Origin of the sequence: Phascolarctobacterium sp. ET69 (genome assembly GCF_023336935.1) — a bacterium.
GTDB classification, from domain to species: domain Bacteria; phylum Bacillota; class Negativicutes; order Acidaminococcales; family Acidaminococcaceae; genus Fusicatenibacter_A; species Fusicatenibacter_A intestinipullorum.
This window is the reverse complement of sequence record NZ_JAMBLR010000002.1, coordinates 162,928-186,982: the sequence shown is the minus strand read 5'-3', so window position 1 is coordinate 186,982 and position 24,055 is coordinate 162,928. Positions and strand designations below refer to the sequence as shown.

Here is a 24,055-nt window from a genome sequence, read left to right as displayed (position 1 = left end):
TTATTAATATGCGCCGCGGAATTTCATAGCTTCGTCCAGACGGTTAAGGGCTACGATATAAGCTGCGGTACGCATGTTAACTTCGTATTTTTTAGCGGTGTCATATACCTGTTTAAACGCGCCAATCATCAACTGGGTCTGTTTATCAATAACTTCTTCTTCAGTCCAGAAGTAACGGTACAGGCACTGAACCCATTCAAAGTAGCTTACGGTTACGCCGCCGCCGTTGGCGAGAATATCCGGCACAACCAGAATGCCATTCTTATCAAGGATTTCGTCAGCTTCCGGAGTTGTCGGGCCATTAGCGCCTTCAACGATAATTTTTGCCTTAACATCAGCCGCATTGTCTTTTGTAATCTGAAGTTCCATTGCGCACGGAGCAAGCACGGTAACTTCCATTGCCAGAAGGTCGGCGTTGCTGATTGCTTTGCTGCCCGGGAAGTTTACTACGCTGCCGGTTGCCTGTACGTGTTTTTCAACTTCGTACGGGTCAAGTCCGTCTTCATTCATAATAGCGCCGTAAACATCGCTTAAAGCCACAATTTTAACGCCAAGGTCGTGAATCAGTTTAGCAGTCCAGCTGCCTACGTTGCCGAAGCCCTGTACTGCGCAGGTTGCTTCTTCGGGTTTAATGCCCATGGCTTTAATTGCTTCGCCTGCTGCAACCATTACGCCGCGGCCGGTAGCTGCGGTACGGCCCAAAGAGCCGCCGATGCAAATCGGTTTGCCGGTAATGAATCCCGGTTCATACTGGCCTTTCAGCTTGCTGTATTCATCCATCATCCAGCCCATAATCTGAGCGTTGGTATTCATATCAGGGGCAGGAATATCCATTTTTTCGCCGATAATGGGAGCGATTCTGTCAATGTAGCCGCGGGTCAAACGTTCAAGTTCTGCCTGCGAAAGTTTGGACGGGTCAACAATAATGCCGCCTTTGCCGCCGCCGTAAGGCAGATTGGCAACTGCGCATTTGCAGGTCATCCAGAAAGCCAGAGTTTTTACTTCGTCCATGTTAACGCTCTGATGATAACGGATGCCGCCTTTGGCCGGACCCATAATTGTGCTGTGCTGGCTGCGGTAACCGGTAAATACTTTGGTAGTGCCGTCATCCATTTTTACAGGAATGGAAACTTCCAGAGTTCTTTCCGGGCAGGCAATAATTGCCGCCGCATTCGGGTCAAGTTTCATAACCTCAATAGCTTTGTTCAGCGGAATCTGCGCCATTTCAAATAAATTCATAATCCATGCCTCCTTTAAAAAACTTAAATATAATATATTGTACAGTCCAAGATAATTGCATATCTAAAGAGCTGCTTTCAGCTTCATTATAACTCTTGCAAATACAAGTGTCCACTTCTTTTTGCAATAAACTGAATTTTCATAAACTTGCATTCAATTTACAAATTGGTTTTAAGCTCAGGAAATTCATCATAAACTGCGCCAAAATTAATGCCGGCAACGGTTTTATTTTTATACTTTTCACGCAAATCGGCCATGCCGTTAAGCAGATGCTTGCTTGTTATGCCGTATTCCGTTGAAAGATAGGCTTCAACAAAAGCTGCCAGATGGTCGCAGCCTTTTAACATTCTGCCGTCCACCGCTTTATAGCCATGCCCGTCAACATTATATTTGCTGTTCAATTCTTCTTCGCTCACCTCGGTGGGAACACCGTCAAGCATTACGCGGTTGGTAAACTCATTCTGCGTAAAGTAAATAATTTCCTCATGCCAGCCCCACGGCAGCAGCGGCAGCAGTTTTTCGGCAACCTGGCGCTTTTCAATATCCTTAATTAAATCATCAAGCCCTTCTACAGAAGTTTTAACCGGCGAAATAATATCGCGTGTCAGTACCTCCGGCAAATCATGGAACAGGCCGCACAAAAAGTCGTTAACCACGCGCTCATCACAAGCGTTCATTTCCACAGCGCAGAAATAACCCAAAATGGCAACTATCAGCACATGCCCCATAACGGAAGTTTCCGGCACGCGCGGCGACTGCGCCCAGCGTTTTTGAAAGCGCAGCTGCCCTACAAGGTCAATAAATTTGCTGGTTTTGCCTTTCAGCGATATTTTCTGAACGCCGGCCAAATCGTAATGGTCCTCAATGTTGCTTTCAATGGCAGCTTTAGTGGCATCAATGCCGTAAATTGCCTGGTTAAAATGGTAAATAATGCCAAATTCCCACTGCGTGGCAAGATAGTGTGCCGCCCGCAAAAGTTTTTTCTCCAGCCGGTTTTCTTCCGGATAATCAAACCAGCGTTTAAGTTTATCGAAAAACACTTCATCCAGTTCCGGCACGCGGCGTTCAAGCTGGCTGTAAATCCAGGCGTTCAGCTTGCGCCCGTGCACACGCATCAGCTCGTGGTAAATAGGCGGCTTGATGTCCGTTAAAATAATGCGGTGCATAAATTCAAAAATACCGCCTTCAATAAGCACGCGCCAGTTTAATTTCGCGCCGTGGTCCTGCTCCTCATATTTGGCAAGAATATACAAAATCATCATTTTATGCGCCTGTTTGTCCAGTTCCGTAAAGCCGTTGGGGCGGATATGGTCGTTCCACCGCTGTATATGCGCACCTTCAAACAAAAACTCTATAAACTTTTTACTCAGCATTTTTTCACCCCGCAAAAAATACGCATTTTTCATGAAAATCAGCAAAATTTCCAAATTATTCTTTATGAAGTTTAATATTCTCTGTTTCTTTTGCCTCTCCTGCATTTTTTTCAAAAAAGCATTGATTTTTTTACACAAAATTGTTTATAATATGATATTATTATATTAGTATCATGCAAACAAAATTTTTTATGAAAGGTTGTGACAACAAAAAAATGGAAGAAATGATCCGTTTGCAGGGAATTACCAAAAAGTACGGCAATAACCTCATCATCCCCAAGCTGGACCTTACCATTTACGACGGTGAGTTTTTAACGCTTTTAGGGCCTTCCGGCTGCGGCAAAACCACTTTGCTGCGTATGATTGCGGGGCTTGATACGCCTACTACCGGCAAGGTTTTCCTTGATGACGAAGACGTTACCAATAAACCGCCCTATAAACGTGATGTCAATATGGTTTTTCAGCACTACGCATTATTCCCTCACATGACTGTTGAGGAAAACATAAAGTTTGGGCTGATGATGAAAAAAGTACCCGCCGAAGAACAAAAGGAACGTGTAGCGCAGGTACTGTACCTTACGCAGCTTGAAGAATTCCGCAACCGCCGTCCGCAGCAGATGAGCGGCGGCCAGCAGCAGCGCGTAGCCATCGCCCGTGCCCTTGTAAATAACCCCAAAGTGCTTTTACTGGACGAGCCGCTTGGCGCACTCGACTACCAGCTGCGCAAAAATTTGCAGCTGGAACTTAAGAATTTGCAGCGCGGCCTTGGCCTTACCTTCATTTATGTAACGCACGACCAGGAAGAAGCGCTTACCATGAGCGACCGCATTGTGGTTATGAATAAAGGCGTTATCGAACAGGACGACAACCCGGATACGATTTACCATTATCCCAACACCCGCTTTGTCGCCAAATTTATCGGCGAAAGCAACTTTTTTGAAACGGAAAGCGAAACGCTTGTTATCCGCCCGGAAAAACTCAACCTCTGCCCGGAATACGAAGACGAACAGGCGGAAAAGCAGCACCCGGAACCCGGTTATTACGGTACCGTTGTAGACGTTGTGTTTTACGGTACCATTGATAAAGTATTTATCCGTCTGGACAACTCCAACCAAACCGTTGTGGCCTACCAGTATTTTGACGACGTTAAACGCTGGTCGCCCGACGAGCGCGTAGGCATTTGGTGGTATAAAAAAGACGAGGTGAAAGTATCGCGATGAAAAACGGAAAACTGATGGTTGCCCCGGCAATGCTCTGGTTAAGCATCTTTTTCGTTATCCCGCTTCTCATCGTAGTTGCCGTTTCCTTTGCCGGGCGCACGCCTTACGGACAAATAATTTTTGAATTCACCCTAAAAAATTATCTGCGCTTTTTAGAACCTTTATATTTGCAGATTTTTGCCGACACTCTGATAGTAGCGGTTATTACTACCGTTGCTACCATAATCATGGGCTACCCGCTGGCATATTTCATTGCACGCCTGCCTAAAAAATGGCAGCAGCCGGGGCTGATTCTCGTGATGATACCTTTCTGGATTAACTTTTTAATCCGCTCTTATGCGTGGGTTATCATTCTGCGCACGCAGGGTGTGGTAAACACCTTTTTAATGAAACTGGGGCTTATGGAGCAGCCACTTCAGATGCTGTACAACGACGCGGCCGTAATGCTGGGAATGATTTACGCCCTGCTGCCTTTTATGGTGCTGCCGATTTACGTTTCCATAGAACAGCTTGACATGCGCCTGCTTGAAGCGGCCTCCGACCTTGGCGCATCGCCGATGACGGCTTTCCGCAAGGTTACTCTGCCGCTGACAATGCCCGGCATTGCCGCAGGCACAATTTTAGTGTTTATTTCCTCGCTCGGCATGTTCGTTGTGCCGGATGTTATGGGCGGTGCCAAATCCGCCCTTATCGGCAACCTCATCCAGAACCAGTTTCTGGCAGCGCGCGACTGGCCTTTTGGCTCCGCGCTCTCCATTGTGCTGGCAGTAATGAGCCTTGTGCTGATTATCCTTTACTACAAGGCTTTGCAGTCGCAGGAAGGAGGGGCTAAAGATGCAAAAGACGTGGCGTAGCCATCTTCTTCTGGCCTATTCGCTTGTAATACTGGCCTTTTTATACCTTCCTCTTTTAATTCTTGCGCTGTATTCCTTTAACGAATCGCGTATTAACGCTGTATGGACAGGTTTTACGCTTGACTGGTACGCTTCCCTTTTCCAAAACCGACGCGTGCTGGAAGCCCTTATGAACAGCCTGTTTATCGCAGTTATCAGCACCGTTGTTTCCACCGTGCTCGGCACAATTGCCGCCATTGCCCTCAACCGCTATCAGTATAAATGCAAACCTGTTATTAACGGACTTTTGTATCTGCCAATACTGATTCCGGAAATCGTTATGGGCCTGAGCCTTCTGGTGCTGTTTGCACAGACGCAGGTTCCGCTCGGTAAAGTTACGCTTATTTTAGCGCACATCACCTTCTGCCTTTCCTTTGTGGTAATTACCGTTAACGCAAGGCTTGAAGGCATGCGCCATGAACTTGAGCAGGCAGCCATGGATTTGTACGCAACGCCGTTTCAAACCTTCCGTTACGTTACCCTGCCGCTTGCCATGCCCGGTATTATCGCCGGCGCGCTGATTGCCTTTACCCTTTCCATTGATGATTTTATCATCAGCTTCTTTGTGGCCGGGCCTAACTCCACCACGCTGCCGCTATATATTTACGCAATGGTAAAACGCGGCATTTCCCCGGAAATTAACGCCCTTTCCACACTCTTAATGTTCGCAACCATTTCGCTGATTGTAATTGCGCAGATTTTACAGCCGCAGCACAGCAGCAAAAACAAAGATTGATTCCGTAAAACGGTTCAATAAAACCAAATAAAGAAAGGATGATTTGCAAAATGAAAAAACTTTTGGTCTTTCTCGTTTCCGTACTGACCATGGCCCTTCTCCTGACAGGCTGCGGAGGTGACACAGAAAAGAAAGATGCAGCGGCAGGAGGAGAACAGCAGGTTCTCAACCTCTTTAGCTGGGCCGACAATTTTGACCCGGAGGTAATTGCCGAATTTGAAAAGCAATACAATTGTAAGGTTAATTACGACGTATTTGCCAACAATGAAGAACTTCTGGCTAAAATTCAGGCCGGCGGAGCACAGTACGATGTAATCCAGCCTTCTGACTATATGGTTGCAACCATGCTCAAACTTGATTTGCTGGAAAAAATGAACATGGACAACATCCCCAACGCCAAAAACATTGTAAGCACTTTAAAAGCACCGGTTTATGACCCCACCGGCGACCATTCCCTCGTTTACACCTGGGGCATTACCGGCATTGCCTACAACAAAAACTATGTTAAAGACATTCCCGACAGCTGGGAAGATTTGTGGAACCCTGAATATGCAGGCCGCCTGATTCTTTTAAACGACAGCCGCGAAACCATCGGCATGGCATTAAAGAAAAACGGCTTCTCCAACAACAGCACCGACCCTGCACAGGTTGAAAAAGCCTTCCAGGATTTGAAAGCGCTTGCACCTAACGTACTTGCCTTCGATACCGATACCATTAAACAAAAATTCATTGCCGAAGAAGCATGGATTGGCACTATGTGGACCGGTGACGCAAGCTACACCCTGAAAGACAACCCCAATATCGGCTTTGTAGTACCTAAAGAAGGCGCTACCATCTGGGCTGATACCTTTGCTATCCCCAAAGGCGCAAAACATAAAGAACTGGCCGAAAAATTCATCAACTTTATCTATGACCCGAAAATCAGCGCTAAAAACTATGAATACATCGGCTACAATGACCCGAACGAAAAAGCTCAGGAATTCCACAGCGAAGAATTTAAAAATGACCCGATGCTGAAAATCGGTATGGATAACATCGACAAAGGCGAATGGCTGATTGATATCGGCGATGCACTGCCTATGTACGACCGTTACTGGACCGAACTGAAAACAGCTAAATAAAATTTACTGATACTTTGCATTAAACAAACCCCCGCTTGAAGCATAAACTTCCGGCTGGGGTTTGTTATTGCAGCGGCTGACTTAGCGATGTTTATGGTTAAGGAGGAAAAAGGTTTGTAAATCAGACAGCAATGTTTATTTTGCATTTTAAAAATTTATGCTTTCGATAGCACAAACTTTGTTTTTTTATGAATTTATGCTATGAATTTTCCAATAGAAAAATTCTGAAATTCAACATTTCCTCATATTCATAATATCGGTTATTTTACTAATAAAAAATCCGTCAGAGTCCGAAAAACTCTCTGACGGATTTTTTATTTATTTTGAAATTTTGTCGCAAATTTTGTCGCATTGCTTTAAAAACATTAAAAAACGCACTTACAATTACTTGCAAGTGCGCATATTTACTGGTGATCCCGGGCAGATTCGAACTGCCGACCCTTCGCTTAGGAGGCGAATGCTCTATCCAACTGAGCTACGGAACCGAATATTAACTTATTAAGTGTATCACAGTTTTAAACAGCGGGCAATTATAAATTATCCATTGCTCCGGGAGGCATGCTCCACTCTACCCTTACATCGGTATTGAACCATAATCTGCCAAGGCAGTTTTTAAAGTTTTCCAAACTGTCAAGCGGCATTAAAGTTTTGGTAACAAACTGACGGATAGTTTCGCCTTCAGGCAAATCAAGCGTTAAGGGTTTGCTTAAAAATTCTTCTACCCTTGCTTTGGCTTCCGGAACATCCAGCACGACATTGGCGGTTTTGGTTTCCGGGTCATATTCTACATAACCATAATGAGCATGGTGGTTTAACGTAACAGTAAATTTTTCCATAATATACCTCCGTTCTGTATATTATAGCAATTTATCGCTTATTCTACAATAGGGCACTTCAATTAAAGGCTGTTTACAGCCGAATTTTGCAGTATGCTGCCTTTAACAGATATTTTTACGGCATTTCACAAAAATTTTAATGTTAGCAATCTCTAACAATTAATAATAATTATTGACAACTTGCCGGTGCTGTGTTAAAATCATTACAGTAAGCGGTTAGAACGAACCGCCATGATAATTTTAAAATTTGTACTTTATGGAGGAATGAATAATGAAAAAATGGGTTTGCCAAGTTTGTGGCTATGTTTATGAAGGTGAAGCTGCTCCGGAATACTGCCCGCAGTGCAAAGCTCCGGCTTCCAAATTTGTAGAAATGAAAGGCGAAATGACCTGGGCTGCTGAACATTTTGTTGGCGTAGCTAAAGACGTTCCCGAAGATATTAAAGAAGACCTGCGCGCTAACTTCAACGGCGAATGCAGCGAAGTAGGCATGTACCTTGCTATGAGCCGCGTTGCTTTCCGTGAAGGCTATCCGGAAATCGGCCTGTACTGGGAAAAAGCTGCTTTCGAAGAAGCAGAACATGCTGCTAAATTTGCTGAACTGCTCGGCGAAGTTGTTACCGACAGCACCAAAAAGAACCTTGAAATGCGCGTAGAAGCTGAAAACGGCGCAACCGCAGGCAAAACCGACCTTGCAAAACGTGCTAAAGAACTCGGTCTTGACGCTATCCATGACACCGTTCATGAAATGGCTCGTGACGAAGCCCGCCATGGCAGAGCATTTGCAGGCCTGCTCGCTCGTTACTTCAACAAATAATTAAAGAGTTGTTTAAGCAATAAGCAAAAGAAACTCCTGTTATCCACGGATAGCAGGAGTTTTTATTTTGCCGTTTTAATACGGATAATAGTTGATGACCATAAATTTTACTTTAATCTTGCCATCGTTAATATACGTATGGTTAACGGAAGAACTGAACACAAGCGAATCACCGGCATGGAGCTCATAAACGGCAGTATCCGTTTTAAGAGTGAGTGAGCCTTCGATAACATAAATATATTCCTGCGCCCTTGGCGAATGAGCGATTGAAGCATTGGCGCTTTCCGCGTCAAGTTCGCAGTAAAACAGTTCGAAATTGCGGTCCGGCACAGTGGAAAAATAGCAGTGAACACGGTATACGCCCGTTTCGTCACTTTGCTCCGCCGTGTCGCTTCTGCGCACTACGGTGCCGTCCGGCTCTTTAACTTCCATCAGGCGTGTGTACGGCACATTCAGCCCGTTGGCAATTTTCCAGATAGTGTTAATGGTAGGGTTGCTGCCCCCTTTTTCAATATCCGATAAAATCGCTTTGCTGATGCCGGAAAGTTTTGCCAGCTGCCCCAGCGTCAGGCTGCGCTCCGTACGCAGTTTATTTAAGTTAAACGCGATAATTTTCCCTAAGTCCATAAATTCACCTTTAACGTTTAATCTTTATCCTTATCGGCTTTAGCAGCGTCGTTGGCATTGGCTACCGGTGCCCATTCGCGCAAAAGCTGGGCACAGCCGTTGGCGTAGCTGCCTGCATCGCCAAAGCCTGCGGCATAGGCATCCTGGTTATATACTGTTAAAAGCTGAACGTCTTCATAGTACAGCGTTGCGCTGCTGCCGTTGTCGTACACAATAAAACGGTACGGGTCAACAGGGCCGCGCTGACGCGCTACATACAGCGAACCTGCCAGCATATAGGCGCGGTATTCAGGCTTATCGTTGCCCACGGTCTGGGTAATGTTAAAAGTCCAGTCGCCTTCGTGTACGGTTGCCGTGCCGTCTTCATGCACCGTAATATCGGGATGAGGGTCTAACTTTTTAATCTGCTTCATTACGCGTTTCAGGCGTTCTTCCGGCTCCGGATGGCTGCTGAACAGGCCATAGCCCGGATTGCCTTTTTCCTTTGCCAAATCTTCCAGTTTATTAATGGTAAGCACCATGCTGTACGGATTGTAGCCTGCCTTAACGCACAGGTTAAACCCTTCCTTATCGGCACCGCGTTCATCAGTGCGGCTGTAACCTGCTGCCAGTGCCTGCGAGGCGAGCCCGGTAAGCCCCATATCGCCCTTGGTGGCAACAGCCAGCAAAAGGGTTGTTAAAAGCTGTTTTTCAATCTGGTGTACGGTATGTTTTTCAACAATATGGCTTACTTCGTGCCCTAAAACGCCTGCCAGTTCAGAATCACTCGGCATGTAATCAATAAGCCCTTTAAACACATATACAAACCCGCCGGGGCAGGCCAGTGCGTTAACTTCGTCGCAGTTAAGCACCTTAAAGGTATATTCCAAATCCTGACGGTCGCTTACAGCCACAAGGCTTTGCCCAATGCGGTTCACACGTTCCTGCAGTTCGTAATCCTGCACAACTCCGTACTGCGCTTCCAGCGCCATGGCGGTTTCGCGCCCCATCTCAATTTCCTGCTGCTTGCTTATAATGCCGGCTTCTGCCGGAAAAGCAGTGCCAAGCAGTAAATAAAAGGCAAACAGCAAACCGGCAAATAACTTAAAAAAATTTTTTAATGCCATTTATATCTCCCCTTTTTCGTGCATGGCAGCAATTTCTTCTTTGGTATAGCCCGCGCTTTCCAGCACCTCCTGCGTATGCTCGCCCAAATAAGGCGCGCGTTTGCGGATAGTGCCCGGTGTGTCAGACAGCTTCGCCGCAGATTTTACATAAGTATAATTTCCGAAATCTTCTTTTTTGGTTACAAGCATTTGCGACTGTTCCGTCGTCAAACTGCTGTCCAAAGCCTCCTGCAAGGTGCGGATTGGCGTTACGCAAAACTCGTCTTTGCCGATAAGTTCCAGCCACTCGGCCTGAGTTTTACCTGCAAAAGCATCTGCCAGTTTCTCTTTTATTTCTGCCGAATGGGCAAAATCAAACTGGCGGCTTTCAAGTTCCGGCAGGTCAATCAATCTGCACATTTTCTGCCAGAACTTCGGCTCAATAGTGCCGATGCTTAAATAACGGCCGTCCTTTGTTTTGTATACGCTGTAATAATGCGATGCCGTACGCCCGAAAGAAGGCATGCCGGTTTCGCGGCAGCCGATGACGCTGCTGATGGCCGTAATTTCCGCATTGATTGCCGAGCTGTACAAATCAACGTTTACAAGCTGCCCTTTGCCGGTGCGCTCGCGGGCATACAGTGCCATTAAAATGCCGCTGATGGCGTTTAAACTGCCGCCAAGTGCCGCCACCTGCACCGAAGGCACGCTTATATCCGTTCCGTCTTCCGGAGCTGCCACACCGGCAAGACCTATAACATTAAGGTCATGCGAAGGCATGTGTTTATATTTCCCTTCCGGCCCGAAACCGGTAATGGAACAGTAAATAAGCCGCGGGTTAATTTTGCTTACGCTTTCGTAATCAAGCCCCAGCATTTTTAAATACCCGGGGCGGAAACCTTCCAGAAATACATCTGCCTCTTTTAAAAGGCGCAGCAAAACTTCACGCCCGGCAGGCGTTTTTAAATTTACGGTAATGCCTCGCTTATTGCGGTTCAGCATTAAATGCCAGTAGCTCATGCCCGGTTCTTTAGCCGGCGTAAAGCCGCGGGTAACGTCGCCCTTTACATCTTCAACCTTAATTACGTCCGCGCCGAAATCGCCCATAACCATGCCACAATACTGCCCCGGCAGCCATTTGCTGAAATCAATTATTTTTATTCCTTCCAAAGCCTGCATAATTACTACCCCTTTGTACAACAAACAATTAATATGCTATATACTTCTACGCCATACTGTGTTTTCCTTTTTATCTTGCGGCAGATATTACAAACATGTATAATATTATTGTATGAATTATTATAAAAAATATTTTTGTCATTTTCATGTTCCGGAGTGATTTTTATGAATATCCATAAATTAACGCTGGCGGCACTGCTTGTTGCCATAGGCACTTTAAGCGCGCATCTGGTTTATATACCGGCAGGCGCTTCCAAATGCTTTCCGGTTCAGCATGCTATAAATGTACTCTGCGCAGTTATTTTAGGGCCTAAAGAAGCCGTTTCCGTTGCGTTTGTTATTTCCTGCCTACGCAATATGGCAGGCACAGGTTCGCTTTTGGCATTTCCCGGCAGCATGATTGGCGCCTTCTTAGCCGGGCTTGCCTACCGCCGCTGGCATAATACCGGCGCAGCCATGCTTGGCGAAATTTTCGGCACCGGCATTTTAGGCGGGCTGGCAGCATGGGTTATTGCCTGGGCAATATTAAACAGCAAGGCGGCAGCCTGGTTCTTTGTGCCGCCGTTTTTAATCAGCACCATGGGCGGCAGCATAATCGCGGGGCTGCTCATAAAAAGCGGCATTCTTACTCATCTTATGCCGGCTTCATTTTCCGGCAGGGAAGGTAAATAATGGATTTTAATCTTGATAATTTTCTTTCGCAAATTTTATATGTTATAAGCGGCTTTTTATTCGGCATTTTTGCGTCGCGCTACAGCGTGCTGTCCTGGCGCACCATCTGCGCGCGCGGCATTTTTGCGTCGCTTTTGCAGGTATGTATTCTGCTCATCGCATTTATTGCTTTTCCGCTGCTTTTTTCTACCCGTACGGTAATGGGCAGCTTTGTATATTACGCTGTTTTGCTTTTCTTTTTCAGCAAGGGTTACAACAAGAGGTGAAATTATGAACGAAAATACTGAAGGTAAACTGCATAATTTAAAACTGGATGTGCCCATTGCAGAAAAATTTGTACAACCCATGGCCGATACTTTTAAAGTTCTGGGCGACCCCACGCGTATCCGTATTCTGGCTTTGCTTGCCGAAAACGAATCCTGCGTAACGAATATTGCAGAAACACTGGAAATGACGCAGTCAGCAATCTCGCACCAGCTGCGCCTTCTGCGCCACGCAGGGCTGGTTAAATTTACCAAAACCGGCAAGGAAGTTATTTACAGTCTTGACGACAACCACGTTTTAACCCTGTTTGCCCAGGCTCTGGACCATATCAAGCACAGGGTATAATGCCATAAACACAAAGAGCGTATGCTTCAAGCACACGCTCTTTTTATTTTACCTGTATTTTTTCACCGTCCGGCGCTGTCAGCCAGATATCATTAATATGCACGCGCCCCTTAACGATTTCAAAAGCGTCGCTTGTAACTTCGCCAAGCGGCGTTTTTATTTTTACATCCGTAAATTTCAGCACTCCATGCCTGTCATTAAATTTGCCAGAAATCTGTTCAAACGGTATCAGGCTGTATGTGCCCGCGCCGCTTGTAAAACTGCCGTAAGTAAGTACGTTTTTGGGGTTGCCGTCGCTGCGCATTTTTAAATCAAGCTCCACACGGCAGTTAATTTTGCTTGTTTTGGCCGCAATGGACGCCATTAAATCGTGCCCCAGCGCATCAATGCTGTAACCGCGCGTATCTACGTCATAGGTTCCGGTTGCTTCCACCGTACCGCCGTAAATGCCGCCTGTTACATTGCTGAAATCAATTTTTCCGTCTTTATAAAAGAAATCGCCGTTAACTTTGTAAAAACGCAGTGCCGGTATATTAAGCTGTAAAAATTCAATTCTGCCGTCGATAGAAGGCCCGGCAAGCGGCCCCGTAGCGTGCCCGTAAACACTGGCTGTATCCTTAACCTTGCCAAGCCCTAAGGATTCCGGCACAACATTTTTCATGGAAATATACAAATCGCACTGCGGCTGCCCGCCGTTAAGCAACAGTTTGCCGCTTATGCCCAGTTCGTCGCCAATCATCATGCCGCCAAAACCGGCTGCGGTAATTTTAAGCGCCGCCTCCTGCGGATTAATCGTGCGAACAGCAGCGTTAACGCCGCTTAAAACAAAATAACGGTGCCTATAACTGGCAGTAATAGTGCAGTCATTAATTTTTATGCTGCTTTGCGGCAGATTTTCGGGCAAATTGATATGCAGCCCTTTATGACGCTTTTTTGTTTCCTGCCCTGCGTCCTTTTTCTTTTCCGGCAAAAAAGCCGGGCGCATATCTTTATTGAAGCGGATGGCTATTACAGGGTGGTTAAGTTCCGCTTCTTCCAGGCTGTTTAAATTTATGCTGCCGGTAACAACATCCCACGGTTTAACTTTAAAACGCCCGTCCGGCACAAATACAACCGGTTCTCCTTCAGCGTCCAGCCATTTCAGCCCGCGGAAGCCAACATTGCCCCACATATCGGCCGTAATGCTTTCAACGGCAACGCTTCCTTCAAGCGTTTTCTGCCGCGCCATTTCGGCGTTAAAAATTTCGGCCGCATGTTCACCCGCAAGGCGGCACAGCCAGAAATATACGCCGGTTACAACAAGCGCAACAATAATAATGCCAATATACAGTTTAGGATGGTAAAATTTTTTAAGCATACTTACCTCAATCAGTTTTCCTGATTACAGTATAAGGTATTTGCACCGGTTAGTAAAATTTTTAAACAAAAAACGGGCCCGCATTTTAGCATTACTGCCTAAACAGAGCCCGTTTAAATTATTTATTTTTAATTATTTCTTCCATTTGCAGTGGTCGGTTGCGCCGCTGAACTGGTTCAGGCGGAAGGAATTTTTAAGTGCCACCGTAATAAATTCCTTGGCTTCCGCCAAAGCCTCCTTAACGCTCAGTCCTTTGGCAAGCCCTGCGGTAATGGCTGCCGAAAAAGTGCAGCCTGCGCCGTGGTTAAAGCAGCCGGGAATTTTCTTTTCGGTATTAACAACATAGTTTTTGCCGTCATACAGTACATCTACCGCTTCATCGCTGTTATTGCGCGAGCCGCTTTTAATAACAACATAGCCTGCGCCCATTTCCTGAATGCGCGCCGCAGCTTCTTTAATTTCGTCAAGCGTTTCCACCTTATCCATACCGGCAATATACGCCGCTTCCAGAGTATTCGGCGTAATAACGTCGGCACGGCTTACCAGCACTTCTTTAATGGCTTTGGCTGCTTCCGGCACCATAATTGCATCAATGCCCTTGCACACCATTACCGGGTCAATAACAACATTCTTCAAACTGTATTTATCAATGGTATCGGCAACCAGCTGCACCAGTTCCGCGCTGCCGAGCATGCCTGTTTTCATGGCGTCAATGCCGATGCCTTCCACAATGGTTTTTATCTGTTTTTCAATAACATCCATGCCTATTGGGTACATCTCGTGGTCCCAGTTGAGCGGGTTCTGCGCCACAATAACCGTCAGCGCCGTCATGCCGTATACGCCCATGGCGGTAAATGTTTTTAAATCTGCTTCCATGCCTGCGCCGCCGCTTGTATCGCTGCCGGCAATGGTCATAGCCTTATGTAATGCCATTTTAAAGCCCCCTGTAATACAAAAAATTTATGTTTTTAACACAGATATTATGATATACTAAAACTGTTATTAAAAAAATATCCAGAATTTCCAATTTTAAAGGGGACAATTTATGCTTATAACCTTGCCGCAGGCAGATAAAAAAGATTTTCCGCTTTATCTGCGCCTGATAAACGAAATAAAAAGCAAAATACACAGCGGTGAAATTGCAGCCGAAGAAAAAATGCCGTCGCTGCGTAAACTGGCACACGATTTGGATGTAAGCCGCACCACGGCAGAAGCGGCATACAGCCAGCTTGTTGCCGAAGGCTACCTTATTGCCAGCCCCAAACGCGGTTACTTTGCGGGCAGCATAGTTTCCCGCAAACCGCAGAAAATTCTTCCGCCGCAAAAGCCTTCTGCCGCAACCATACGGTACGACTTCGGCAATAACTATATCGACAGCAGCCTTTTTCCCGCCTCGCTTTGGAAGCGCTGCCTTGGCCATGCCCTGCAAAATTCGGCGCTGCTCGCCGGTTACGGCAACCCGCAGGGTGAACCCTACCTGCGCAGCACGCTTGCGCGTTACAGCCACGAGGCGCGCAGCGTTATCTGCACGCCGGAACAGATAGTTATTGGTGCCGGTATGCAGAGCCTGCTGCAAATACTTATTGACGTGCTTGACGCTTTGCCGCACACAGTTGCTTTTGAAGAACCCGGCTTTACCAAAGCGGAACATATTTTTGCAATGAGCGGCTGGCAGGTGCGCCATTTTAACACCGAAAACCTGCATAACAAACTGCCGCAGCTGCTTTATGTAAGCCCCTCCAACCCATACAAGGGGCGCTCGCTTTCGCCGCAGGGCAGGCTTGATTTACTGCGCTGGGCACAGCAAAACGGCGCCTACATTTTAGAAGACGATTACAACGGCGAATTCCGTTATTTTTCGCACCCCATTTCGTCATTGCAGGGCATGAGCGGCGGGCAGAATGTAATTTACTGCGGCTCGTTCTCGCGCATTCTGCTGCCAAGCCTGCGCATAAGCTATTTGGTGCTGCCGCAAAACCTGCTGCCCGTTTATAACCGTATCAAGCATTTGTATAACCAAACTTCCTCCAGCATTGAGCAGTTTGCCCTGGCGGAATTTATTGCGTCCGGCGGGCTGCGCCGCCACATAAAAAAAATGCGCCGCCGTTATGCCGTAAAAAACACTTTGCTGCGCACTGCCCTTGCCAATATTTTTGGCAGCAAGGCAAGCATTATGGCTTACGAATCCGGCCTGCATATCCGCCTGGCGGTACACGCCGCTGCCACGGCAGAAGAACTTGCACAAAATGCCATGTCAAAAGGCATTCACATTCTGCCAGTTAAAGCAGCCGAAAGCAGCAGCCCGGAAATTTTGCTTTCGTTTGCAGGCATTGCCGAAGAAGATATTGAACCGGCGCTCTTGGAATTAAAAAAAGTATGGCAGTTATAAAAAATGCTCTCTTGTAAGCACGCAGCTTACAAGAGAGCATTTTACTTTATTTAATAAATATTTCCCAGCACAAAACCGCAAGCAGGCCCGGCACGCCGAAAATACCGGCGATAAGCGCTTTGGCAACAGTTATTTTCAGCCCGAAGCCCACGGCTGCACCGATAAGGTTTACCAGCCACAGCGCAGCGGCGCCGATAACACCGTTCCACACCAGCTTAAACGGCAGCGACAAAAACTTTACCGCTATCAGTAAAATTAAAACGCCGGCAATAAAAGGCAGCGAGCCTTCTATCGTTGCAGAATCGAGCCCCTGTACAGCATCAATGGCTGCCGTGCCGATTTCCCTGACTGCGTTTTCCGCATCCTGTATTTCCATTTTTTAATCTTGCCTTTCTTACAGACGCAGCCTATTCTCCAGCGCGCGTGCCAAAGTCAGTTCGTCGGCGTACTCCAAATCGCCGCCGACAGGCAAACCATGCGCAATACGGCTGGTTACAACGCCCAGGGGTTTCAGCAGCTGCGCCAGATAGGCTGCCGTTGCTTCACCCTCCACATTGGAATTGGTTGCCAGAATTACTTCTTTTACTTCGCCCTGCTGCAAACGGCGCAGAAGCTCCTTAATCCGCAGGTTATCCGGCCCAATGCCGTCCAGCGGTGAAAGCGCTCCGTGCAGGACATGGTACAGGCCTCTGTACCCGCGGCTGCGTTCCATGGCCATTACATCCTGCGGCTGTTCCACCACGCAGATGGTGGTTTTGTCGCGCCCGGGGTCGCTGCATATGCCGCACTCCGGCTTGTCGCTTAAATTATAGCAGGTACGGCACAGGCATACCTGGCGTTTGGCATCAACCAAAGCAGCAGCCAGCCGCTGCACGTCCTCCGCCGGCATATTAATAATATGATAGGCAAGGCGCAGCGCCGTTTTGGAACCAATGCCCGGCAAACGCCGCAGCTGTTCATGCAGGTTTGCCAGCGGGCGTATCAGGCGCGCCATATCAGAACATGCCCGGCAGTTTCATCCCGCCAGTAATTTTGCCCATTTCTTTTTCGGTCATTTCGTCTACTTTGCGCATTGCTTCGTTAATGGCAGTAGTAACCAAATCCTCCAGCATTTCCACGTCTTCGGGGTCAACTGCGCTGGGGGCAATGGTAACCTTTTCAACGGTTTTGCGGCCAGTTACAACAACGGTTACAGCACCGCCGCCGGCAGTTGCTTCAACAGTGCGGTTTTTCAGTTCCTCCTGCATTTTCAGCATATCCTGCTGCATTTTCTGTACTTTTTTCATCATACCCTGCATATTTGCCATTCCGGGATTAAACATAAATAAATTCCTCCTTAAATTTACTGATTACAGTTTCTGCAATGTTCCGCCAAAAGCCGCCATGGCTTTTTTTACCACCGGCTCAAGTTCTTCTTCCTGCGTTTTTGCAGGCGCCGGTGCAGGCGGTTTCTGCACAAGTCCGGCTTCTTCAACGCAGTTTAAGCGCACCTCGCAGCGTGCAAGGCGCAGCAAAACGGCTTCAAAAGCCTTTTTATAATCATCGGCATTCATGCGCTTGCAGTTAAACTTGTTTTTAAAAGCAACCGTTAAAATACCGTTGACATAGCTTACTGCACGCCCACCAGCAGCACAGGCCACCATGGAGCGTTTCTTTTCCGTTTTTAAAATTTCAAGCACCTGCTGCCACAAATCTCCGGCAGCGGCATCCGCCTCCATAATTGGAGCAGGCTCTGCTTTCTGCACGGGAGCGGCTTTTTTTACAGGCACGGCTTTAACAGGTTCAGCCGCGGGCTGATAATTTTCTGCTTCCGCAGCAGCTTTCTGAGGCTGCGGTTCCGGCGCTTCGGTGTGAATGCCATGCCCTTCGTCAAGCACATAGCCGAATTTAGGCCCGGTTTCCGGCGCAGCGACTGCTTGCTGGGAATAATCCTGATGCACAGGCGCAGCAGGAACCGTTTGCTGTATTACCGGTATTCTTCCGGCAAGCATGGCTTCCAGTTTTTCCACGCGCGCGGTTAAAGCTGCCAGCGTGCTGCCTTCCACACGGCACAAATCAAACAGGCACATTTCAGCGGCAATTCTGCCGCGCACGCTCTGCCGCAGTTCCAGCATGCACTGGTGCAGGCGTTCCTGCGCCGCCATCATCCTGTCGGTACTGAACAGGCCTTCCATAGCAGCTATTGCTTCTTTCGTATCAGTCAGGTAAATCTCGCGGTATTCGGGCGAAGCCTTGTAAAGCAGCACTGCCCGCAGGTATTCCGCAAGTTCAGTAATAATCTGCTTAACATCCTTGCCGCCTGCAAGCAGGGCTTCCAAAAGCTCCAGCGATTTCGGCACATTGCCTTCGCCAACCGCTTTTACAAGTTCCCGCAGGGCTTCGCGCCCTACAATGCCCAGCACGCTTCGCACGGTTTCAGCGCTTACGCGCTCTGCCATAACACCGCACTGGTCCAAAAGGCTCAATGCGTCACGCATGCCGCCGTCTGCCTGCACGGCAATCAGCTGCAAGGCGTCCTCATCGGCTGCAATGCCGCTGCCATCGGCAACTTCACGCAGGCGTTTAACAATGTCGCTGTCGGTTACGCGCTTAAAATCAAAGCGCTGGCAGCGCGAATGTATCGTTGCCGGTATTTTATGCGGCTCAGTTGTCGCCAGAATAAAAATTACATGCGGCGGCGGTTCTTCCAGCGTTTTTAAAAGCGCATTGAAGGCCTCCGTCGTAAGCATATGCACTTCGTCGATAATATATACTTTATAACGTCCGTTTACGGGCGCAAAAGCAACTTTTTCGCGCAAATCGCGGATTTCATCAATGCCGCGGTTGGAAGCTGCGTCGATTTCAAACACATCCATGGATGTGCCGTCATTTATGCGCACGCAGTTCTGGCATTTATTACAGGGGTTAGGGGTCGGCCCGTGTTCGCAGTTAACAGCTTTGGCCAGAATTTTTGCCGTGCTGGTTTTGCCTGTTCCGCGCGGCCCGGCAAACAGATAGGCATGGGCTATGCGCCCCGTTTCCAGCGCATTGGTAAGCGCAGTACGCACCGCCTCCTGCCCTACGAGGGAATCGAACCCCTGCGGGCGCCACTTTCTGTATAACGCAACGTATGCCAACTGCCGCACCTCCTTATAATATGCCTACCACATAATTATATAAAATTTCTGCCCATAAGTACAACAAAATTAACAAAAAAAGCAGCCCATCAGAGCTGCTTAAGCTACTTCCTTGTAGGGCCGCAAATGCAGGCACCCCTGCGGCACATGCAAGTAACTGCTTAGTGCTGCTCCCTCCCGGTCCTGACACGGTTCACAGGCTTTCATTGCGCAGGACCCGCCATCTGCGGTCCTACAAAGAAGTAATAAAAAAACCGCTTACGCGGCAGTTTTTAAGTGGCGGAGAGAGAGGGATTCGAACCCTCGGTACGGTTTCCCGCACACACGCTTTCCAGGCGTGCACCTTCAACCACTCGGTCATCTCTCCGTGTTGAAAATGTGATAAATATTTGGTTTTTGCCGCAAAAGAAAACTTGCGGTTATGGCATCAGCCGCAAGTAACAGTATACCTATATTTTGCTTACTTGTCAAGGTTTTTACATAATTTTTCTGCAAATTATTTAATCATCCGCTGCATTTTCCGGCGGCAAAAGTAAAAGCGACCTTTCGGAATTTAAAGTTACGTTCTGTGCCGTGCTGCCCATTACCAAACCTTTAACCAGCCCCGCGCCTGTTTTGGCCATTACAATCAGCGAAACATCCTCTTTTTCGGCAATGCGCAGAATCTCTTTGGAAGCCGCACCTTTGCGTACATGAAACCCTGCTTTAATGCCGAAAATTTTCATTTCGTCCACCAGTTCCTGCAGGCGGTTTGAAGCCGTTTTCATTTTATCTTCCAAATCATCCTGGCTGCGGCTGCGTTCCACCACATGCACAAACACAACTTCGCTGATATGCTCGCGCAGCATACGGATAACGTCCAGCGCCGACAAAGACTTCAGCGAAAAATCGGTCGGCACCAGAATGCGGTGCAGCAGATTTTTCTGCAGCAGTTCGTCGCCTGCATCTTCCACCGGTTTTGAAACAAACAGCGGCCTGTCGGTAGCACGCGCCAAATCAAAGGTGGTGCTTCCCAAAAGCGCGCTTTTAAAAAAGCCTTTTCCGTGCGACGCCACCATAATAAGCCCTGCGTCCTCATCATCGGCAATTTCCGTTAACTGCTCAAAAACTTCGCCGCTGCGGTAAATTTCACGCGCGTTTTCATATCCGGCGCGGCGCAGTTCGGCAACCACCGCCCGCACACGGCTCTGCACTTTTTTAAAGCTGCTGCTGCCGGGCTCCGCATCCTCTTTGTCTTTAAAAATATGCGCTACCGCAACCTCGGTATCGTCATCAGGGCACAAGCTGTAAAAACACGGAAGCAGACCGTCCGCTTCCTCCGATAAATCTGTTGCAAGCAAAACCTTATCAAACATTTTTGTTTCTTTCCTCCAAAACTTAAAATCAGCGAAAAGTTACTTAATATTATTTTAATTCTCCGCCGCCGCCAAAAATCCTGCCGCAAATTTGCAGCCGCCGCTGCCAGAACATGATATAATAAAAGTATTTAAAGGAGTTTTTATGTATGGATACAGCCTTGCTGATAGAAAAATTAAACAATACGCACAGCCTTAATAAAGACGAAGCCTTGCAGCTTATCAAACAGGGCGCGCAGCATAAAAACCTGCTTTTTGCGCTGGCACAGCAAACAGCACAAAAAAGCTTCGGCAGGCAGATTTTTGTGCGCGGGCTGATAGAGTTTACCAACTACTGCAAAAACGACTGCTATTACTGCGGCATAAGGCGCAGCAACAAAAATGCCGCGCGCTATCGCCTTACGCAGGAAGAAATTCTGGAATGCTGCCGAGCAGGGTATGGGCTTGGCTTCCGCACTTTTGTTTTACAGGGCGGCGAGGATTATTTTTACAGTGACGAGGATATCGCCGCCATTGTGCGCGCCATTAAAGCGCAGCATCCGGACTGCGCCGTTACGCTTTCCATCGGCGAGCGCAGCCGTGAAACCTACGCTCTGTGGAAAAAAGCAGGCGCTGACCGTTATCTTCTGCGCCACGAAACGGCAGATTGTGCGCATTACGCCAAACTGCACCCGGCAGAACTGAGTGCCCAAAACCGTCAGAACTGCCTGTATACTTTAAAAGAACTCGGCTATCAGGCAGGCGCAGGCTTTATGGTTGGCTCTCCTTACCAGACGGCGGAAAATTTAGCGGACGATTTAATGTTTCTTCAAAAACTGCGCCCACAAATGATTGGCATAGGGCCTTTCATCCCACACCATGATACGCCGTTTAAGGACGAACCCGCAGGCAGCGTGGAACTTACTTTGGTGCTGCTTGCCGTCCTGCGGCTTTTATTTCCGCACGTTTTATTGCCCGCAACAACGGCGCTGGGAACTCTGGCCCCGGGCGGCAGGCTTTTGGGCATTAAGGCCGGTGCAAACGTTATTATGCCCAATCTTTCGCCGCAGAACGTACGCGGCAAATACCTTTTGTACGACAATAAACTGCACACCGGTGCAGAAGCAGCCGAAGCGCTGAACGAACTGAAGCGTGAAGTAGCCTCCATTGGCTACCGGATTGTTTCTGCCCGCGGCGATTATACGGAGGAGCCATGGACACAAGGCTGAGGGTTCTTACAACTTACAAACTGCTTAACAATACGCGCTATTTCCGCCTGCGCTTATGTGCCGGCGGCGTTGTTACCGGCGTACTGGCAGGCGTTATCATAAGCTGCTTCCGCCTTGTTTTAACCGGTGCTGCTTCACTCCGCGCCAATTTGCAAAGCCTTGTTTTTGCCGGCGGTTATACGCCGCCTGCCATTGCACTTTTCTGCGGCGCACTGCTTATTGCCGCCGCTTTGCTTGCGTGGCTTGCCAAAGCGGAACCGCAGGCGGCAGGCAGCGGCATTCCGCAGGTAAAGGGCGCCGTACTGGGCGTTTTTAAGCTGCGCTGGCTGCGTATTTTACTTATTAAATTCGCCGCCTGCGCCCTTGCCATAGGCAGCGGGCTTTCGCTCGGCAGGGCAGGCCCGTCCATTCAAATGGGCGCTATGGCCGGGCAGGGCGTAAGCCGCCTTCTGGCACGCCCGCGCATCGAAGAACGCTACCTTATCAGCGGCGGCGCGGCAGCAGGCTTGGCCGCAGTTTTTAACGCTCCGCTGGCAGGCGTTATTTTCGTTCTGGAAGAAATCAACCACAATTTTTCAGGCTTTTTGCTGTTTCCCGTTCTTTCGGCATCCGTGGCGGCAACCTTTACAAGCCGCTTAATACTGGGGCGCGATACGGTTTTTAATTTTTCCGGGCTGCCCGTTTTGCAGTACAGCGATTACTGGGTAATTCTGGCGGCAGGCATCATCTGCGGCGTACTAGGAGCATTGTTTAACTACGGGCTTTTAAATGCCGCACGTCTTTACAAGCTGCTGCCAAATAACAGCTGCCTGCAAAACTTTCTGCTGCTTGCCGTTACAGCCATTACCGGCTTATATCTGCCGGAAGCATTAGGCGGCGGCGACGATTTACTAACCAATACAGCATTTAACTCCTACCCCGTAACGGTACTGCTGATGTTTTTAGCCGCAAAAATACTGCTTACGCTGCTCGCCTTCGGGCGCGGGCTGCCTAGCGGCGCCTTTATACCGACGCTTGTTGCGGGCGGGGTTGCCGGTGCGGTTATGGCCGGGCTGTTTTCTCAGGCGAGCCTTTTAAGCAGCGCTTATAAAACAAATATCGTTATACTTTCCATGGCGGCATTTTTTACGGCTTCCGTACGCACGCCCATCACCGCCACGGTGCTTGTTATGGAAATGACAGGTTCGTTTCTGCACCTTTTGCCGCTGGCGCTTGCTTCGCTTACGGCTTTTGCCACAACGGAAGTTTGGCGCGCCAAACCGCTGTACGGCGAACTGTTTATGCGCCTTTTAAAAAACACCAAAGCACTAGAACGCAACCATGCCGAACAGGAACGCAGCATTATGGAGCTGACGGTAGATACCGGCAGCACTGCCGACGGGCGCCTGGTGCGCGAAATTAACTGGCCGCGCCATTCGCTTTTGGTAGACGTAAAACGCGGCGACGAAGAACTCATCCCCGAAGGCAATACGCGCCTGCACAGCGGCGATACGCTGTATGTGCTGTGCTACCCTACGGAAATTGAGGAACTGCAAAAACTTACAGCAAAATAATAAAACGGCAGTAACCTTTTTAGGCTGCTGCCGCTATTTTTATGCGTTTTAGGTTTTAATCAATGCCTGTCACTTTGTAGCCCAGAGCCTCCACCGCCGCCGTTAAAGCAGAAACTTCAGGCTCCTGCCCTTTGTCTGCAAAAACCTCTGCCCAGTTTCTGTCAAGCCTTACAGCCACGCTTTTTACACCCGGCACCTGTGCCAGCGCAGCCTGTACTTTTTCCGCGCATTTTCCGCACGCCATGCCTTCAATTTTAACAACCAGGTAATCCAAACGCTCAATTTTAAAAATTACCGGGCGCGTACCGTCGTTGCAGCAGGCAATCATCATGCGTTCGTCGTTAGTCCAGCCGCGCATAATGCTGCCGCCCTGAAGCGCAGTGTAAATATAACGGCTTATGCAGTCCCACGCTTCGCCGCACTGTGTGCCGTTGCCGGTGCGCCAGAAGGTATCGTCGCCGCCGTAGCGCTCAAAAACAAACTCGTCGCCCACATTGTAAAACGGGCACGGGCCGCTTTTAGGGTCAGCCAGATATTTTTCCTGATAATCGTTAAAGCATTTTTTGTCAATAACCGTTACTTTGCATTTGTGCTGCATAATGCTCGCTCCTTTTATTTTAATTATTTTTGTTTTAACGCCTTTGACCATACGCTAATTTTTTATTTTTAC

Annotated in this window: 25 protein-coding genes, 2 tRNA genes and 1 other RNA gene; 11 read left to right on the top strand and 17 right to left on the bottom strand. The window is 48.2% G+C overall.

The genetic code is table 11. The annotated features are described in order from the left end of the window. Window positions 1-3: 3 nt before the first annotated feature. Both M3079_RS03710 and M3079_RS03705 read right to left on the bottom strand, forming a co-directional pair. Window positions 4-1,188 (bottom strand): Glu/Leu/Phe/Val dehydrogenase, encoded by a 1,185-nt coding sequence (locus M3079_RS03710; RefSeq protein ID WP_349293336.1) that lies wholly within the window; start codon window positions 1,186-1,188, stop codon window positions 4-6. 209 nt (window positions 1,189-1,397) lie between these two features. After that, window positions 1,398-2,612, bottom strand: a complete 1,215-nt coding sequence (locus M3079_RS03705) for an HD domain-containing protein (RefSeq protein ID WP_249077300.1) — start codon at window positions 2,610-2,612, stop codon at window positions 1,398-1,400. A 215-nt stretch (window positions 2,613-2,827) separates the two neighbouring features. Here M3079_RS03705 and M3079_RS03700 point away from each other — a divergent pair, with 215 nt between their 5' ends. Genes M3079_RS03700 through M3079_RS03685 form a run of 4 tightly spaced genes read left to right on the top strand, consistent with a single transcriptional unit; the run spans window position 2,828 to window position 6,582 of the window. Beyond that, on the top strand, window positions 2,828-3,832 hold the full coding sequence (locus M3079_RS03700; RefSeq protein ID WP_249077299.1) for an ABC transporter ATP-binding protein: 1,005 nt from the start codon (window positions 2,828-2,830) through the stop codon (window positions 3,830-3,832). Beyond that, a complete protein-coding gene (locus M3079_RS03695; RefSeq protein ID WP_249077298.1) occupies window positions 3,829-4,686 on the top strand; it encodes an ABC transporter permease in 858 nt (285 codons plus the stop codon). Before M3079_RS03700 ends, M3079_RS03695 begins: the two co-directional genes overlap by 4 nt. Continuing rightward, a complete protein-coding gene (locus M3079_RS03690) occupies window positions 4,667-5,461 on the top strand; it encodes an ABC transporter permease (protein ID WP_021716089.1) in 795 nt (264 codons plus the stop codon). The genes M3079_RS03695 and M3079_RS03690 overlap by 20 nt, the downstream gene beginning before the upstream one ends. Window positions 5,462-5,511: 50 nt before the next feature. After that, window positions 5,512-6,582 (top strand): spermidine/putrescine ABC transporter substrate-binding protein, encoded by a 1,071-nt coding sequence (locus M3079_RS03685; protein WP_249077297.1) that lies wholly within the window; start codon window positions 5,512-5,514, stop codon window positions 6,580-6,582. Between the two features lie 408 nt (window positions 6,583-6,990). Here M3079_RS03685 and M3079_RS03680 read toward each other — a convergent pair. Together M3079_RS03680 and M3079_RS03675 are read right to left on the bottom strand one after the other, a co-directional pair. After that, a tRNA-Arg gene (locus M3079_RS03680) sits at window positions 6,991-7,067 on the bottom strand. 45 nt (window positions 7,068-7,112) lie between these two features. Next, window positions 7,113-7,418: a hypothetical protein gene (locus M3079_RS03675; RefSeq protein ID WP_249077294.1), complete on the bottom strand. Its 306-nt coding sequence runs from the start codon at window positions 7,416-7,418 to the stop codon at window positions 7,113-7,115. A 271-nt stretch (window positions 7,419-7,689) separates the two neighbouring features. Between M3079_RS03675 and M3079_RS03670 the strand changes: the two genes are divergently transcribed. Further along, window positions 7,690-8,235, top strand: a complete 546-nt coding sequence (locus M3079_RS03670) for an NADH peroxidase (protein ID WP_021716086.1) — start codon at window positions 7,690-7,692, stop codon at window positions 8,233-8,235. A 75-nt stretch (window positions 8,236-8,310) separates the two neighbouring features. On the opposite strand, the gene M3079_RS03665 is transcribed toward M3079_RS03670, so the two are convergent. The 3 genes from M3079_RS03665 to M3079_RS03655 are packed head-to-tail and all read right to left on the bottom strand — an operon-like array spanning window position 8,311 to window position 11,126. Next, window positions 8,311-8,862 (bottom strand): XRE family transcriptional regulator, encoded by a 552-nt coding sequence (locus tag M3079_RS03665; RefSeq protein WP_249077292.1) that lies wholly within the window; start codon window positions 8,860-8,862, stop codon window positions 8,311-8,313. 17 nt (window positions 8,863-8,879) lie between these two features. Continuing rightward, complete coding sequence (locus M3079_RS03660; protein WP_249077290.1) at window positions 8,880-9,968, bottom strand: M48 family metallopeptidase; 1,089 nt, start codon at window positions 9,966-9,968, stop codon at window positions 8,880-8,882. Further along, on the bottom strand, window positions 9,969-11,126 hold the full coding sequence (locus tag M3079_RS03655; protein WP_249077288.1) for a CoA transferase: 1,158 nt from the start codon (window positions 11,124-11,126) through the stop codon (window positions 9,969-9,971). Window positions 11,127-11,291: 165 nt separating this feature from the next. On the opposite strand from M3079_RS03655, the gene thiW reads away from it, so the two are divergent. From thiW to M3079_RS03640, 3 genes are read left to right on the top strand one after another with little or no spacing between them, the layout of a single operon-like run. Continuing rightward, on the top strand, window positions 11,292-11,798 hold the full coding sequence (gene thiW / locus M3079_RS03650; protein ID WP_249077286.1) for an energy coupling factor transporter S component ThiW: 507 nt from the start codon (window positions 11,292-11,294) through the stop codon (window positions 11,796-11,798). Continuing rightward, entirely contained in the window at window positions 11,798-12,064 is a 267-nt protein-coding gene (locus M3079_RS03645; protein ID WP_249077285.1) for a hypothetical protein, read from the top strand. The genes thiW and M3079_RS03645 overlap by 1 nt, the downstream gene beginning before the upstream one ends. Before the next feature lie 4 nt (window positions 12,065-12,068). Next, on the top strand, window positions 12,069-12,407 hold the full coding sequence (locus M3079_RS03640; RefSeq protein WP_021716080.1) for a metalloregulator ArsR/SmtB family transcription factor: 339 nt from the start codon (window positions 12,069-12,071) through the stop codon (window positions 12,405-12,407). Between the two features lie 43 nt (window positions 12,408-12,450). Here M3079_RS03640 and M3079_RS03635 read toward each other — a convergent pair whose 3' ends face one another. Beyond that, window positions 12,451-13,764, bottom strand: coding sequence for an AsmA-like C-terminal region-containing protein (locus M3079_RS03635; RefSeq protein ID WP_249077284.1), 1,314 nt, complete (start codon window positions 13,762-13,764; stop codon window positions 12,451-12,453). A gap of 132 nt (window positions 13,765-13,896) precedes the next feature. Then, on the bottom strand, window positions 13,897-14,697 hold the full coding sequence (gene thiD, locus M3079_RS03630; RefSeq protein WP_249077283.1) for a bifunctional hydroxymethylpyrimidine kinase/phosphomethylpyrimidine kinase: 801 nt from the start codon (window positions 14,695-14,697) through the stop codon (window positions 13,897-13,899). Between the two features lie 112 nt (window positions 14,698-14,809). On the opposite strand from thiD, the gene M3079_RS03625 reads away from it, so the two are divergent. Next, window positions 14,810-16,153: a PLP-dependent aminotransferase family protein gene (locus M3079_RS03625; protein WP_249077282.1), complete on the top strand. Its 1,344-nt coding sequence runs from the start codon at window positions 14,810-14,812 to the stop codon at window positions 16,151-16,153. A gap of 46 nt (window positions 16,154-16,199) precedes the next feature. Here M3079_RS03625 and M3079_RS03620 read toward each other — a convergent pair whose 3' ends face one another. The 7 genes from M3079_RS03620 to M3079_RS03590 all read right to left on the bottom strand — a co-directional run bounded on the left by M3079_RS03620 (window position 16,200) and on the right by M3079_RS03590 (window position 20,624). Beyond that, window positions 16,200-16,529, bottom strand: a complete 330-nt coding sequence (locus M3079_RS03620; RefSeq protein WP_021716076.1) for a pro-sigmaK processing inhibitor BofA family protein — start codon at window positions 16,527-16,529, stop codon at window positions 16,200-16,202. Window positions 16,530-16,547: 18 nt separating this feature from the next. After that, window positions 16,548-17,147 carry a recombination mediator RecR gene (gene recR, locus M3079_RS03615; RefSeq protein WP_249077281.1) on the bottom strand — a complete coding sequence of 200 codons (600 nt, stop codon included), beginning with the start codon at window positions 17,145-17,147 and terminating at the stop codon, window positions 16,548-16,550. A gap of 1 nt (window position 17,148) precedes the next feature. Next, entirely contained in the window at window positions 17,149-17,475 is a 327-nt protein-coding gene (locus tag M3079_RS03610; protein WP_021716074.1) for a YbaB/EbfC family nucleoid-associated protein, read from the bottom strand. A gap of 27 nt (window positions 17,476-17,502) precedes the next feature. Then, a complete protein-coding gene (dnaX, locus tag M3079_RS03605) occupies window positions 17,503-19,269 on the bottom strand; it encodes a DNA polymerase III subunit gamma/tau (RefSeq protein WP_249077280.1) in 1,767 nt (588 codons plus the stop codon). A gap of 123 nt (window positions 19,270-19,392) precedes the next feature. After that, window positions 19,393-19,492, bottom strand: an RNA gene (gene ffs / locus M3079_RS03600) — signal recognition particle sRNA small type. A gap of 54 nt (window positions 19,493-19,546) precedes the next feature. Further along, window positions 19,547-19,636 (bottom strand) — tRNA-Ser (locus M3079_RS03595). A 133-nt stretch (window positions 19,637-19,769) separates the two neighbouring features. After that, a complete protein-coding gene (locus M3079_RS03590; RefSeq protein WP_249077279.1) occupies window positions 19,770-20,624 on the bottom strand; it encodes a universal stress protein in 855 nt (284 codons plus the stop codon). 149 nt (window positions 20,625-20,773) lie between these two features. Here M3079_RS03590 and hydE point away from each other — a divergent pair, with 149 nt between their 5' ends. After that, a complete protein-coding gene (gene hydE / locus M3079_RS03585; protein WP_249077277.1) occupies window positions 20,774-21,832 on the top strand; it encodes a [FeFe] hydrogenase H-cluster radical SAM maturase HydE in 1,059 nt (352 codons plus the stop codon). Further along, entirely contained in the window at window positions 21,817-23,385 is a 1,569-nt protein-coding gene (locus M3079_RS03580; protein ID WP_249077275.1) for a ClC family H(+)/Cl(-) exchange transporter, read from the top strand. The genes hydE and M3079_RS03580 overlap by 16 nt, the downstream gene beginning before the upstream one ends. Window positions 23,386-23,440: 55 nt before the next feature. On the opposite strand, the gene M3079_RS03575 is transcribed toward M3079_RS03580, so the two are convergent. Beyond that, window positions 23,441-23,983, bottom strand: coding sequence for a TIGR04076 family protein (locus M3079_RS03575; RefSeq protein ID WP_249077274.1), 543 nt, complete (start codon window positions 23,981-23,983; stop codon window positions 23,441-23,443). Window positions 23,984-24,055 lie beyond the last annotated feature (72 nt).

What these genes read in the sequence shown, in the direction of transcription:
- M3079_RS03710 (WP_349293336.1), bottom strand. Translation starts at nt 1,188, where the DNA reads ATGAAACTTGACCCGAATGCGGCGGCAATTATTGCCTGCCCGGAAAGA.
- M3079_RS03705 (WP_249077300.1), bottom strand. Translation starts at nt 2,612, where the DNA reads ATGCTGAGTAAAAAGTTTATAGAGTTTTTGTTTGAAGGTGCGCATATA.
- M3079_RS03700 (WP_249077299.1), top strand. Translation starts at nt 2,828, where the DNA reads ATGGAAGAAATGATCCGTTTGCAGGGAATTACCAAAAAGTACGGCAAT.
- M3079_RS03695 (WP_249077298.1), top strand. Translation starts at nt 3,829, where the DNA reads ATGAAAAACGGAAAACTGATGGTTGCCCCGGCAATGCTCTGGTTAAGC.
- M3079_RS03690 (WP_021716089.1), top strand. Translation starts at nt 4,667, where the DNA reads ATGCAAAAGACGTGGCGTAGCCATCTTCTTCTGGCCTATTCGCTTGTA.
- M3079_RS03685 (WP_249077297.1), top strand. Translation starts at nt 5,512, where the DNA reads ATGAAAAAACTTTTGGTCTTTCTCGTTTCCGTACTGACCATGGCCCTT.
- M3079_RS03675 (WP_249077294.1), bottom strand. Translation starts at nt 7,418, where the DNA reads ATGGAAAAATTTACTGTTACGTTAAACCACCATGCTCATTATGGTTAT.
- M3079_RS03670 (WP_021716086.1), top strand. Translation starts at nt 7,690, where the DNA reads ATGAAAAAATGGGTTTGCCAAGTTTGTGGCTATGTTTATGAAGGTGAA.
- M3079_RS03665 (WP_249077292.1), bottom strand. Translation starts at nt 8,862, where the DNA reads ATGGACTTAGGGAAAATTATCGCGTTTAACTTAAATAAACTGCGTACG.
- M3079_RS03660 (WP_249077290.1), bottom strand. Translation starts at nt 9,968, where the DNA reads ATGGCATTAAAAAATTTTTTTAAGTTATTTGCCGGTTTGCTGTTTGCC.
- M3079_RS03655 (WP_249077288.1), bottom strand. Translation starts at nt 11,126, where the DNA reads ATGCAGGCTTTGGAAGGAATAAAAATAATTGATTTCAGCAAATGGCTG.
- thiW (WP_249077286.1), top strand. Translation starts at nt 11,292, where the DNA reads ATGAATATCCATAAATTAACGCTGGCGGCACTGCTTGTTGCCATAGGC.
- M3079_RS03645 (WP_249077285.1), top strand. Translation starts at nt 11,798, where the DNA reads ATGGATTTTAATCTTGATAATTTTCTTTCGCAAATTTTATATGTTATA.
- M3079_RS03640 (WP_021716080.1), top strand. Translation starts at nt 12,069, where the DNA reads ATGAACGAAAATACTGAAGGTAAACTGCATAATTTAAAACTGGATGTG.
- M3079_RS03635 (WP_249077284.1), bottom strand. Translation starts at nt 13,764, where the DNA reads ATGCTTAAAAAATTTTACCATCCTAAACTGTATATTGGCATTATTATT.
- thiD (WP_249077283.1), bottom strand. Translation starts at nt 14,697, where the DNA reads ATGGCATTACATAAGGCTATGACCATTGCCGGCAGCGATACAAGCGGC.
- M3079_RS03625 (WP_249077282.1), top strand. Translation starts at nt 14,810, where the DNA reads ATGCTTATAACCTTGCCGCAGGCAGATAAAAAAGATTTTCCGCTTTAT.
- M3079_RS03620 (WP_021716076.1), bottom strand. Translation starts at nt 16,529, where the DNA reads ATGGAAATACAGGATGCGGAAAACGCAGTCAGGGAAATCGGCACGGCA.
- recR (WP_249077281.1), bottom strand. Translation starts at nt 17,147, where the DNA reads ATGGCGCGCCTGATACGCCCGCTGGCAAACCTGCATGAACAGCTGCGG.
- M3079_RS03610 (WP_021716074.1), bottom strand. Translation starts at nt 17,475, where the DNA reads ATGTTTAATCCCGGAATGGCAAATATGCAGGGTATGATGAAAAAAGTA.
- M3079_RS03590 (WP_249077279.1), bottom strand. Translation starts at nt 20,624, where the DNA reads ATGTTTGATAAGGTTTTGCTTGCAACAGATTTATCGGAGGAAGCGGAC.
- hydE (WP_249077277.1), top strand. Translation starts at nt 20,774, where the DNA reads ATGGATACAGCCTTGCTGATAGAAAAATTAAACAATACGCACAGCCTT.
- M3079_RS03580 (WP_249077275.1), top strand. Translation starts at nt 21,817, where the DNA reads ATGGACACAAGGCTGAGGGTTCTTACAACTTACAAACTGCTTAACAAT.
- M3079_RS03575 (WP_249077274.1), bottom strand. Translation starts at nt 23,983, where the DNA reads ATGCAGCACAAATGCAAAGTAACGGTTATTGACAAAAAATGCTTTAAC.